Source organism: Chryseobacterium pennae, from assembly GCF_003385515.1.
GTDB lineage: Bacteria > Bacteroidota > Bacteroidia > Flavobacteriales > Weeksellaceae > Chryseobacterium > Chryseobacterium pennae.
Map to the genome: position 1 here is coordinate 1 of NZ_QNVT01000022.1, position 11,949 is coordinate 11,949.

The 11,949-nt window shown below is 35.8% G+C and carries 9 protein-coding genes; 1 reads left to right on the forward strand and 8 read right to left on the reverse strand.

Annotated features, from left to right (window positions below; translation table 11 throughout):
• Positions 1–120 precede the first annotated feature (120 nt).
• The 6 genes from DRF65_RS19480 to DRF65_RS19510 all read right to left on the reverse strand — a co-directional run bounded on the left by DRF65_RS19480 (position 121) and on the right by DRF65_RS19510 (position 8,124).
• On the reverse strand, positions 121–2,535 hold the full coding sequence (locus DRF65_RS19480; protein WP_115972416.1) for a TonB-dependent receptor: 2,415 nt from the start codon (positions 2,533–2,535) through the stop codon (positions 121–123).
• A 6-nt stretch (positions 2,536–2,541) separates the two neighbouring features.
• The gene (locus tag DRF65_RS19485; RefSeq protein ID WP_115972417.1) at positions 2,542–2,982 is read right to left on the reverse strand and encodes a MarR family winged helix-turn-helix transcriptional regulator; all 441 of its coding nucleotides are present in this window, start codon (positions 2,980–2,982) and stop codon (positions 2,542–2,544) included.
• 169 nt (positions 2,983–3,151) lie between these two features.
• Positions 3,152–6,316 carry an ABC transporter permease/M1 family aminopeptidase gene (locus tag DRF65_RS19490; protein ID WP_115972418.1) on the reverse strand — a complete coding sequence of 1,055 codons (3,165 nt, stop codon included), beginning with the start codon at positions 6,314–6,316 and terminating at the stop codon, positions 3,152–3,154.
• 2 nt (positions 6,317–6,318) lie between these two features.
• Positions 6,319–7,191, reverse strand: coding sequence for an ABC transporter ATP-binding protein (locus DRF65_RS19495; protein WP_115972419.1), 873 nt, complete (start codon positions 7,189–7,191; stop codon positions 6,319–6,321).
• A gap of 212 nt (positions 7,192–7,403) precedes the next feature.
• Positions 7,404–7,607: a helix-turn-helix domain-containing protein gene (locus DRF65_RS19505; RefSeq protein ID WP_045494476.1), complete on the reverse strand. Its 204-nt coding sequence runs from the start codon at positions 7,605–7,607 to the stop codon at positions 7,404–7,406.
• 1 nt (position 7,608) lies between these two features.
• On the reverse strand, positions 7,609–8,124 hold the full coding sequence (locus DRF65_RS19510; protein ID WP_115972421.1) for a DUF2975 domain-containing protein: 516 nt from the start codon (positions 8,122–8,124) through the stop codon (positions 7,609–7,611).
• 146 nt (positions 8,125–8,270) lie between these two features.
• Between DRF65_RS19510 and DRF65_RS19515 the strand changes: the two genes are divergently transcribed.
• Positions 8,271–8,615 carry a TfoX/Sxy family protein gene (locus tag DRF65_RS19515; RefSeq protein WP_115972422.1) on the forward strand — a complete coding sequence of 115 codons (345 nt, stop codon included), beginning with the start codon at positions 8,271–8,273 and terminating at the stop codon, positions 8,613–8,615.
• A gap of 47 nt (positions 8,616–8,662) precedes the next feature.
• Here the strand turns inward: DRF65_RS19515 and DRF65_RS19520 are convergent, their stop codons facing one another.
• Together DRF65_RS19520 and DRF65_RS19525 are read right to left on the reverse strand one after the other, a co-directional pair.
• Complete coding sequence (locus DRF65_RS19520) at positions 8,663–10,234, reverse strand: toxin-antitoxin system YwqK family antitoxin (RefSeq protein ID WP_115972423.1); 1,572 nt, start codon at positions 10,232–10,234, stop codon at positions 8,663–8,665.
• 3 nt (positions 10,235–10,237) lie between these two features.
• Positions 10,238–11,905 carry a WG repeat-containing protein gene (locus DRF65_RS19525; protein WP_115972424.1) on the reverse strand — a complete coding sequence of 556 codons (1,668 nt, stop codon included), beginning with the start codon at positions 11,903–11,905 and terminating at the stop codon, positions 10,238–10,240.
• Positions 11,906–11,949 lie beyond the last annotated feature (44 nt).

Here is an 11,949-nt window from a genome sequence, read left to right on the forward strand (position 1 = left end):
GCATTCGTTTAGTTCACTTTATTTTCTCTGGTTCTTCAGTATTTAATTATTATCTAATTTATTACTAAATCCTTTTACAAATCTAAAGGCATTCGTGGCTATTCAACAGCTCTACAAAATTTAGCTTCCAATTCTCTGTTTAAGATCCTCAGCACCGCCGGTTTTTCTCGGCTGCCCATTCTTAGAAGACCCGAAATTGTAAGTATAGGAAAGTGTCACCACGCGTGTATCTCTTTTCACTGCAAAATTTTCGAGATAATCATTATAAATGGTTTGCCCTTTTATATTACTTGTAAAGAATACATCAGTGAATGAAAATTTCAAGGTACTGTTGTTTTTAAACTTCTTCTGTGCACCAATATTCAAGTACCAATTGGGGCTTACGTTCAGATAAGCATACACTTCTTTAGCCTTGTAATTTCCAGTTAATTCTGCTGTAAATCCGTTTCCTAATTTGAATGAATTGATGCTATTGATATTGAAAGTAAAGTTTCCTTTATTATTAATCTGTGTTCCGGAAACATTTCCGGTATAGGTGCCATAATAGAAATTGGCGCTGTTATTCATATCCCACCATTGGGTAACTTTTACAGGAGCAATCAGGTATAATCCGTAATACGAAACCGAGTTAAGGTTTTCAAAGGTTTGTACCGTTACATTCTGGCCATTTTCAACGATGGGTTTCAGGATGTCTGTAATGTTATCTGAGGTTATGCTATAGCTTAATGTCGCAAAATATTTATTGCTGAGGCTATAGGTCAGTTCATAATTCATTGTAGTTTGCGGATTCAGGTCCTGATTTCCCGATCTCATGGTCGTAGGATCAAGATAAAGTTTAAATGGGTTCAGCTGATTATAACTTGGTCTTGTAATTCTTCTGCTAAGGTTTATTTCCAGATTGCTTTTTTCTGTCAGGTCATAGGATAATACGGCACTTGGAAACAATTGAGTGTAGTTTCGTTTGTTCACCTGATTGGTGGCAAGCTGTGTTCCTTTTACATTGGTGTTTTCAAGCCTTAATCCTGCCGTAGCTTTCAATTTATCCCATTTTTTAGATACATTTCCATAGAGGGCATTGATGTTTTCCTCATAAATAAAGTGATTGGTCTTACCAAGATCAGGAACCAGGTTTCCGTTATTGAAATCAAAAAACTTCATGTCATTATCTGTTTTTACGAAACTCGTTTTAATTCCACTTTCAAGCTTCCAGTCATTTTTGAAATTCTTGGTAAGGTCAGATTTTAAGGAATAAATATTTAATTTTCCGTTCATATCTCCCTTCATGATATCAAGTTGATCCGTTCCACTGATGATCTGATGGGTTCTCGTTTCAAAATTCTGTAAAGAGGAATTGGAATAGTTGATGTAGTCAAAATCGGTAGAAACTTCTGAACCTAAAGAATCAATAGTGTATTTGTGGTTGAGGTTAAAAGAAACGTTGGTCCAGCTATCATTAGATGTATTTTGGGTATTAAAAGTACTCTCAGGAGCATGATTACTGCCCAGTGTTGTATTGAAATTGTCACCGTTAAGATTGAATTTATTGGAAACCAGTCCTATTGAAAATCCCAATACATTTTTATCATTCACATAGTAATCCATTCCCGCTTTGGCGATGTGATTATTAAACTTAAATTTCAGATAGTTGTCCTGTATATAGGCTTTCTGAAAGTTATTGTTTTCATAGAAATTTCGGTCCAGAACCAGTCCGTTATAAGCTTCTCTGTACGCAAAACTGTAGTTGGCGAATATATTGATCTTTTTGTTTCTGTGATTGATGCTGATACTATTATTGTTCTTCACATATTTACCCATTCCTAAAGATGTGGAAATACTTCCGTTTGTGCCTTTTCTCTGTTCTTTTTTAAGCTTGATGTTGATGATAGAAGATCCGGCAGCATCATATTTTGAGGAAGGATTGGTAATAAATTCTATTTTATCAATCGTTGAGGAAGGAATTCCCCTAAGATAGTTAGCAAGGTCATTTCCGGTCATTGGTGTATTTTTCCCATCAATCTGAATAAGGAGATTTCCTTTCCCGCGAAGACTGATGTTGTCATTGTTATCAATATTGATTCCCGGAGCTTTTTCTAATACCTCAAAAGCAGAGTTCCCTGTGCTTGCAATACTGTTTTCTACGTTTAAAATCATTTTACCATCCTGCCTTTCAATCATTGGTTTGGCTTTGGTGATCGTTACCCCTTCAATAGATTTTATACTAAGATCAATTGAAGGAAGAGTAGTATTATCAGTCAATGAAATATGGTCTGAATGATAAACCTCAGATCCGTTTCTGCTGATTTTTAAATGATAGGTTCCGCTTTTAACATCAATGAAATCAAACTTCCCGTTGGAATCTGCAATTTCCGTTTTTACTAATTTATTTTCAGCATCCAAAAGGTTGATCTCCATTTGTTCCGCCTTGTCCGTTTTAATACTTCCCGAAAGGGAAAAATTCTGCATAGTCTGGGCTGACAATAAGCTGGTGAACAGCAGCAGCATCCAGAGAAAGATGAGTGTAAATATTCTGGTCATAGTGTTTTAATTTTTAGGGTTGAGACAGTTTTCTGAAATCTTAAGTAAAGCTGAATACATCATTTCAATTTCCTCCTTCGAAACCCCTTCCAAAGCAACCTCCCGGTTATTTTCGACGATATTCTGAACCTCTTTGATGACTTTTTTTCCGGAATCTGTTACTTGCAGGTTCGTTTTTCTGCGGTCATCAGGATGAACATGTCTTGTGATATATTCAGATTTTACCATTAAATCAATAATTCTCGTCACAGATGCATTGTCCTTAAAAACCAGATCACCAATTTCATTCTGGGTAATTCCCGGGTTTTCCAGAATTGCTTTGATGATAAGCCACTGATCGATAGTGATCGTAAAACCGCTTGCTTTCAGTTGGCGTTGTGCATAGTTTCTATAGGCTCTGATGGCTTTGTCTATGTTGTAGAATATAATTGAATTTAATTTTTCCATATTTTCTAATTAAAATGACTTATCAATTATTGATATATCAATTAATTAGTTGATCACAGTTTTTCTTTGTTACAACTTTCTGAAAATATTTTTATTAAAAATTAAAAAAATAGAATAGCATTTACAGTTTTTTACTGTCGTGGAAGTTTTTTACACTCATTATAACTATTTAGGGATTTTTAAATAATTGATCAATTTGTTTTTTCAAACCAGGCGAAACCCTGTAAAATTCACGAAGAAGATCAGTTGAAGCCGGCTTCTTCGGATATTGATTATCGTTCAGGAAATTTTTCAATGCCATATTCACCTTGTCTTCACCCATCAGGTCACTCAATTTCACCATAGCCACCGCTCCCTTGGAATAGGAAATATGAGGAACATCTCCGGTAGCCCTGTAGAGGGGAAGTGCTTCAGAGAGCCCTTTTTCATTATCATAGATTTGTTGATGTACCTGTATTCTTTCCATCATTTCTGCTTTTCCGTGCATCTTTTTATAGAGCATCATTTCAGTATACATGGCAAGGGTTTCCGTAAGCATTACAGCACCTTCTCTGTTATCGGGATTGATCTGGCTGTTTCCCCACCACAAATGGGAAAGTTCATGTCCGGCAAGCTCATTAATCACGTCCTGCTTTTTATCCGCATGAATATTAGCATGAAAAACCATGTCTTCAGGCATGAAAATCGAAGAAGGATAAGCCGTAGCAGCAAAGCCCTTGGTAAAAGAAGAAATCTCAGCGAAATTGATTGTTTTGAAAGGGTATTTTCCAAAATTCTGCTGGCAGTAATCCAGGGTAAGTTGGGCGTTTTTCAGCAAATGATCTACATTTTCAAAATGTTTTTGATGGTAAAATACATTGACTTCAATTCCTTTGTAATGGATACTTTTTGTCTGATATTTTGCAGAAGAAACAGCAAAACGGAAAGGGATATTTTCTGCTTTATACCGGAAATAATTCCGGCCTGATTGTGTCCATTTTTTAATGAGATCCCCGGTTCCTATAGCTGTTTGAGTTTTTTCCGTAGAGATTGTCATATCAAGATTGATGAAATCCTTTTTTACTACTTCGGCAGCCTCAGGCTTTTTCAATTCTGCCAGTTTTCCAAGTCCATATTGATTCCGTAGATTTTGATCCTGAACTTCATCATCCTTTTGATAGCCAATGGTTGGGTAATACCTGCTGATTCTCATAAATGATCCATTTTCTATAATCGAATTGAAAGACTGATGCCCGTTTACAGCATACCATTGATAAGAGATCTCGAAATCCAAAGTGGCAGTATCATTAGGATGTAAACCTGCTTTTAATAAAATCTCATAAGTGTTTTCATTAAGTTGTATCATTTCATTTCCAGTTTTAAAAACAGCGGTTTTCAATTTCAGATCAGGGTGGAAATTGATAAGAATGCTATGAATGGTTTTCTCTTTTTGATTCTTAAGGATATATTTTCCGGAAATCACATACGAATTGTTTGACGGATTTAGTTGAATATCAGTGGTAATGTCAGTAATATCAGGTTGTGGCAGGTTTTCATACTTTCGAAAACTCTTTTCATACTGAACGGAATTCAAGACCTCTTTTTCACCATCTTTGGGAATATACCCTTCCATGAAATATCTTCCGGATATCATCCCTGAGATGAGCAGAATAATAGTGAAAACAGATTGGGCAACAGGGAGTTTTTTAAATTTAATTATAGTATTCAATGCCCATAATGAAGCAATGAGTCCGGTTCCAAATAAAAGTCTTTGGGTAAAAGCTTTTTCATATATTCCATAACCGTTAAAATCACTGTAACTACCTTTAAAGTCTGAAAAAATTCTAAAAAGAGGATAAGGAATAATTTTACCGGAAACAGGACCTGTAAGAATAAAAACAGCAAGAACAGATAACCCAAGTGCAATGAATTTGTGAGGGATTCTGTCATTAATCAAAAGGGTAAAACCAGCGAATAAAATCAAAGGAAAAGTATTGAAAAGAAAAACTGCCAGATAAGCATTCCAATCGATATGGAAATACTGATAAGCAGCCTGAAAAATAATTCCTTCTCCAATTAAAATTCCTGTAAAAAAACACAACAAAATACTTATGGAGATAAAATGTCCTGTTAATTTATTCTTTGAGAAAAAAGTGCTGTTTTCGATCAGGAAAAAACCCGATGATTTTGATCTCCAATACAGATCATTAAGAAAATAGGCTGTAATCAGTAATCCGAGTAAGTGAAAATTCTCTGATATGGTTGTGGTCATAAGCCCTGAGCTGGCATATTTCTGAGGAAGGCGGATTCCTTTTTCAATTTCGGCGTACATTTCCATTCCTACAGAAAATATAAGGAGCATAGAAACTGCAGGAATTGTAATACTTTTGAACAGGTAAATTAAATCAATTTTGGCAAAGGATAGTATGGATTGCAGAAAAGACAATCTTCCAAAATGAGGTTGTACCCTGGAGTAATCTGTGGATATTAATTTTGACTGATAACCGGCTTGGTGAGCTCTTTTTTTTACTTTCTGTCCGGATGTAGTTGAAAATGAAAATTGTTTTAAACTAAGGAATAAAAGTATGGCAGACAGAAGCAGGCAGAAAATCCTGTTAAGCAGTAAATAGCCAGTGAAAGGGACAATCTGTGTGTTTTTTTGTGAAACGGTTAATAGTCTTGCTTCAAAAAAATAAGAGGATAACCCGAACGGATCAACAATAGCGGATAATTGCTGGGTTTCCAATGATTGTGGCATGCTTCCCGCCATAAAAGGGGAGTTGGAAAACAGTAGAATAATCATGTAGAAAATATAAAGTAACAAACCACCCGCTACTACCAACAGCTTTTTCCGGATGACTAATGAAAGTAAAAAAAGAAAACTGCAGACCAAAAGACTATTGAGGAACCCAAAAATAACTAAAGGATAGAAGTAGGCCCCTATACTGAATCCGTTTTGCATTTCACTTCCGGTCCGAAGGCTCTGGCCTATAACAAATCCCAGCATCAAAAAGGAAAAGCTTAAAAAGGTCTGCAGAAAATAGAGATAGAATTTTCCTTTGAGATAAGCTTTTTTGGTAATAGGAAATGAAAAGAGTACTGTGTCAAATTTTGAATCGTAGTCTTTAAATAATAATTGTAAAGCATAAACTGTTGCAAAAAATATAATGGAAAGGCTTAGCATTCCGGTCATGAATCCAATGGTATAAGGAGAATTTAAATAGATTCCTTCTCCAACGGAAAGGTTGAATTGGTTTCCACAGAAAATACCCAGAAATACAAGGATTAAGGCAACAAGATAACTAAGCCAATGCTTTGTACTGCGTTTGGCTTCAAAAGAAAATATGGCATTCATGATTAAGGTTTTTGCGTTAAAGTATAGAAGTAAAAATGCTCCAGTAAAGGACTTACAGGGCTAAAATCGAGAGGTGAGTCTTCAGAAAATACAGTAAGATGGAACTTTCTTTCTATCAATTGCCTGCTGATGACTTCATAGTGTGAATAATGGCTTTCCGACTCGTTTTTTTCCAGGGATTTTGACCAGATTTTATTCTCTAATTCAGCCATCAATTGTTTGGGTTCTCCTTTTCTGAGAATCTGCCCGAGGTTCATTACTGCAATTTCTGAGCAGAGGTTTCTCACATCTTCCACCAAATGAGTAGAAAGAATAACGATAACATCGCGGCTTATATCATTCAGGAGAATATTGAAACGGTTTCGTTCTTCGGGATCTAAACCGGCTGTGGGTTCATCTACAATAATAATTTTAGGATTTCCCAATAATGCCTGGGCAACTCCAAAACGCTGCTTCATTCCACCGGAAAAAGTATGAACTTCTTTGTTTTGAAAATCCTGAAGATTCACTTTTTCAAGCAGCTTTACAATCTGGTTTTTACGTTGGGCTTTATCTGTAATTCCTTTCAGAACAGCAATATGGTCTAAAAGGTCATACGCGGAAATTTTAGGATATACTCCAAAATCTTGGGGCAGGAATCCTAAATTTTGTTTGATGTACTCAGGGTTTTTAATACTATCAATGTCATTAAAAATAATACTTCCCGAGGTTGGCTTCTGTAATCCTACAATAGTTTTCATCAGGGATGATTTTCCGGCTCCATTAGGTCCCAGCAATCCGAACATTCCGTTGCTTATTTCTAAAGATATGTTGTTAATCGCTTGAAAACCATTTTTGTAGGTGAGGTTTAGGTTGTTGATTGATAAGGTATTCATAATATTGAGTTTGGGTAATAGAAGAACAGGCAATCCTTTTGAGGACTACAGTTGTGTTGAATTAAAGAGACGGATAGATAATAGACGAAGAGATGAGAGACTTAGAGATTCAAAAATAAAGAACAAAGGAAAAGACTTTCAGCTTTCAAATAACAGACTATTGAAAGGATGAGAACCTTAAACGATGCACTTTAAACCTTGAACTTTGAATTCTACTCTTTATACTCCAGGATATCTCCGGGCTGGCACTCCAGGATTTTGCAGATGGCTTCCAGGGTGTCGAAGCGTACTCCTTTGGCTTTTCCGGTTTTCAGGATGGAAAGGTTAACGGGAGTGATTCCCAGTTTTTCTGCCAATTCTTTACTCTGCATTTTTCGTTTGGCTAACATGACATCTAAGTTGACTATAATTGGCATTTTAAATAAATAGATCTTGTTCGTTTTGCAAATGTAGTCCTTGCTTAAAGATATTGGCAAGAAACAGACAGAAAATTCCAAGCATAAAGTGAATAAACACCAGTCCCCATACAATACTTTCTACTTCCACGAAGAAACTCGCGATAATAACCAGAGGAAGCGGAATGAAAACATTGTACAGGTAAAATCTCTTAAGATGCAATACATGTTCTTGGGTAAAAAGCTTCGGCTGGAAGAATACCCTGAAAACTTTTGCTGAAAGCCAGAAAAAGATTCCATAGGAAAATAAAACCAACAGAAATGAAAAAATGATATAGGGATAATTATCTTCTATATTCAAAAACGGCTGCTCAGTGAATGGATAATTGATATGGAGATATTGCCCGTTTCCATAAGGTGTTACAGAAAAACCTGTAGCCAGGCAGAGCATGGAATACAAGACGATGATTAAATATCCGGCCGATACTACCGAGCAGATATAAAATAAAATTCGGGAAATAACTTTGGTCTGGTTCATGACACGATCATTAATTAGTATTGCAAATGTATAATTAATTATCGTAAAACAATAATTAATTTAAATAAAATTTTATTTTCATCATTAATTAAGAATCAGAAAACCATCATAATAATCGCTATCTTTACTATTAAAACATAATCATCATGGCTTATAATACTGAATTGGCTGACAGGGTCAGAGAATGGCTGGCTCAGGTGAATGATATTAAAATTGAAGAAAAGAGAATGTTTGGCGGCCTTGCATTTCTGGTGAATGATAAAATGTGTATCAATATCAGTCATGATAACCTGATGTGCCGTTACAATCCTGAAAAGGAAGAAGAAGTAGTGGAGAAAATGGGTTTTCTTCCCATGATAATGAGAGGAAAGCAGCTCAAAGAATACTGTTATGTAGAGCCCATTGGTTTTCAGAAACCCGAAGATTTTGAATATTGGATGAAGATTTGTCTTGATTATAACAAAATAGCAAAAGCTTCGAAGAAGAGATAAGTTCCCTTTAAACATAAAAAATCACCGGCTTAGCGGTGATTTTGTTGTTATTTTGTCTTCCTGTTTTCTTTGTTTGCTTCAGAAAGGTTTTTGAATTCTTTTTCAGTGGCTTCCTTTCCTTCAAAGTAATACTTGATCTTCCGGATGCCGTCACTGGTCGTGTAGGTAGATTTTCCATGCATCTTTTCGTCCTTCCAGCTTATCTCATTGGTGCTTTTTTTCTCATACCAAACGGACCTTATTTTCTTTCCATTATCATCATATTCTGTTTCAGAATAGATAAAAGGAGTACCATCCTGTTCATAATTGAAATACTTATGAACCCCTATCCGATGACCGTCTTTAAAGTGGTCAACATGAATGACCTTTCCCTCTTTGTTATAATAGGTAGTATCAAAATTTGCATTTTTTACGGATTGCGTTTTGCCATCAGAGAAATAAATGATTTCCTTGATGAATTTATCATTCTCATAATAGGCTTCGCTTTGAAGGTTTCCCTTATCATCATAATATTTGTTGGAAATCTTTTTGCCATGGTCGAAGTTTTCCTGGCTCTTTAGGTAGTCCTTCTGATAAAGTTCCTTGGCTCCATGCAGTTGGTCATCTTTATAGTTTGTAACATTAGCGAGTTCTCCACTGGGATAGTAGTTCTTCCAGGTTCCTGTTTTCTTTCCGGTGCTGTCATAGTACTCTTCTGATTTTATTTTTCCAACATCGTAATAATTTTTATGAGTTCCTATTGGTTTGCCGAAGCTGAATAGATTTCTGGAAAGAAGTTCCCCGCTCTTATTGTATTTTTCTACATAGCCATTGAATTGATTGTTGAAATAAGTAGCGAAGAATCTTTTGACACGTTGTGGCTTTTTCTTCTCTGTTTTTTTATCCGTCTGAATCTTTACATCTGTAGGAGTATCAACGCTGTATAAAGTATAAGGTCCGTTTTTGATATCTCTTTCAATGATGCTATATCCTACAAGAGAGGTTCCATTGTAGGAAAGCTCAACCTGCCCTTTCTTGAAGTCAGAAGGATAGGTGATGGTAAGGTTATCATTGGAGATGGAAACAGGACCAATAATTTTACCATTACTATAGTTCCCTTGAATAATATATTCCTTTGGCTCATAACGTTCCTCTGGATCGGTGAAATATACCTTTTTGATTCCATGCTTCAGGTTGTTCTTGTAGGGAACTTCGGAATAGAGTTTTCCGGATTCGCTGTATAGCTTGTATAACCCATCCAGCTTCCCATTTTTATAAGAGATCTCCTGAAAAAGTATTCCGCCTGGATAATAAATCTTCTTTATGCCATCAATCATTTTGTTCTTGAAAGGAGTAGTGGAATAGAAGTTCCTGGACAAGACAGTATTTACTTCAATTTTATCAGATTTTTCAATATTTTCCTTTAACCCGGGATAATCTTTTTCAATATGGTTAAGGTCCGTCAGAAAGTCTTCCGGAGTGAACATCTTATCTTTGAAGAATGCATCTTCATAGGCTTTGGTTATTTCCTTACTGAGAACCGAATAGGAAATCACTTCAGAATCATAATCATAGTAACTCTGGGCAGTTGCAAGGCTTGTCGTAAAAATGAAAAGTAGACTGTATTTTTTGAATTTCATGGTTTAGTTTTTAAAATAAAGTTGACCTTGTTTGTTGGCGAAGCCCAATGATTTTCCTTTCTCATCTTCCAGCATGATCAACATTGTTCCTTGTGGAATTCCAGCCGACGTATATTGGCTGCTTCGGTAAGGGTAGCTCATCAGGACATTACGGATAGGGTAGGAAAAGACAGGTTCAACTAAATTGTTTTCGGTACTGCCGTTGGGGATAACGGGTTTCAGTAATCCATATTTTCCATCTTTTTTGATTTGAAGAAAACTTCCCGAGCCATAGGTTACCTTTTTATTGACAATTTCATCATACATAGGCTGAAGGATGTATTTACCAAGAGGGTTTACAACTCCATATTTTCCATCCTTAATAACGGTCCAGTTGTTATAATTGTCGCTATAGAAAGTATCATTGAGGATGACATCATCAAATTCATCAGGAAAAATCATCTCTTGTAGATTATTAATCAGCCTATACTTCATTTTCCCATTCTTTTTGTTTCCTAACAAGAAGATCTGTCCATAGTATCGGGAATCGGATCCGGGGCTTATTACTTTAATCGTTTCAAATTCTGTAGGCTTCTTCTCACTGATAAGAATTTGGTTCCTATCTTTATGGGTAAAGGTCATATAGCTATAATATGTATAGATGGTATCACCCACTTTTTTCTGTGGCAAACCGCTCAGACTTTCAATCTTAATGCCTTTTGAGCCTCTTGGAAGTTTCACTCTTCTGGTTACCTTCTCATTTTTTACCTGGTTATAATGATAAGTGACATACGGAAAATCATTCTCTATCGAATACGAAACCCCTACCTGTATAGGTTGTTTCTTTACTTCCTGATATCCTGAATCATTGGAATCTTTTTTCCCTGTTGAAGGCGGCGGTGGCGGAGCATAAGATGGGGCCCTTACCCCTTCATCATAATCCCTGTATACTTCATAAACGGCAGTTGGTTGCTTTATGGTTTCCTGATTTGAACTTCCAAAATAATCTCTATTACGATTAGTATTCTTTACAATTCTTTCATTGAAGTTCTTAGAGGTAACTGGTTCCAGCTTATTATCACGGATCGTCATCCTTACTTCAGACAATGGATCGGTTTCGTTTTTTCGGTATCTGATATCAAGTTCATAGGCATCTCTGTTTTCCACAACGGAAATAGAATAGTAATCCTTAAAGACATATTGGGCAATCTTATGTTCTTTTGGGTCCCAGACGAAAAAATCTTCCTTCATGTTTTCATTCAGAACATGGAAAATAAAGCTGGTACCAAATTTTTCTCCCATCCACATGGAAATGACAGGGTTTTCGGTAATCTTTGTACCCTCTTTATCCAAAATGACTCTACTTTTTTTATCATTGTCATATTCCGCAATGATGAAACCTTTATAAGTAGGAAAGATATTCTTGAATTCAGGAAGGAGGACTTCTTTTCCACTCAATAACATTCCTTTTTTTCCATCTTTGAAGGTATGAAGAAAGTTGAAGTCATAATGATCCTGCTCATTGAACTGAAGGGAATCAAATTTTGGAGCAATGATTTCACTGCCGGCATAATTGGAAACTCCCCACAGATTTCCATCCCTGTAAGGAATATACAATTCCTGTGCATAGACAGATATACTTAAAAGAGAAAGTGAAAAAAAAGTAAATTTTCTTGAAAATATGAATTTCATTTTTTTAGTTTTTTGCAAAAATAGTTTAATTTATTCGTTGTAGA

Excerpts from the sequence above, each read along its gene's own strand:
- DRF65_RS19510 (WP_115972421.1), bottom strand. The coding sequence starts at position 8,124 with ATGAACCAGACCAAAGTTATTTCCCGAATTTTATTTTATATCTGCTCG.
- DRF65_RS19505 (WP_045494476.1), bottom strand. The coding sequence starts at position 7,607 with ATGCCAATTATAGTCAACTTAGATGTCATGTTAGCCAAACGAAAAATG.
- DRF65_RS19515 (WP_115972422.1), top strand. The coding sequence starts at position 8,271 with ATGGCTTATAATACTGAATTGGCTGACAGGGTCAGAGAATGGCTGGCT.
- DRF65_RS19490 (WP_115972418.1), bottom strand. The coding sequence starts at position 6,316 with ATGAATGCCATATTTTCTTTTGAAGCCAAACGCAGTACAAAGCATTGG.
- DRF65_RS19485 (WP_115972417.1), bottom strand. The coding sequence starts at position 2,982 with ATGGAAAAATTAAATTCAATTATATTCTACAACATAGACAAAGCCATC.
- DRF65_RS19480 (WP_115972416.1), bottom strand. The coding sequence starts at position 2,535 with ATGACCAGAATATTTACACTCATCTTTCTCTGGATGCTGCTGCTGTTC.
- DRF65_RS19495 (WP_115972419.1), bottom strand. The coding sequence starts at position 7,191 with ATGAATACCTTATCAATCAACAACCTAAACCTCACCTACAAAAATGGT.
- DRF65_RS19525 (WP_115972424.1), bottom strand. The coding sequence starts at position 11,905 with ATGAAATTCATATTTTCAAGAAAATTTACTTTTTTTTCACTTTCTCTT.
- DRF65_RS19520 (WP_115972423.1), bottom strand. The coding sequence starts at position 10,234 with ATGAAATTCAAAAAATACAGTCTACTTTTCATTTTTACGACAAGCCTT.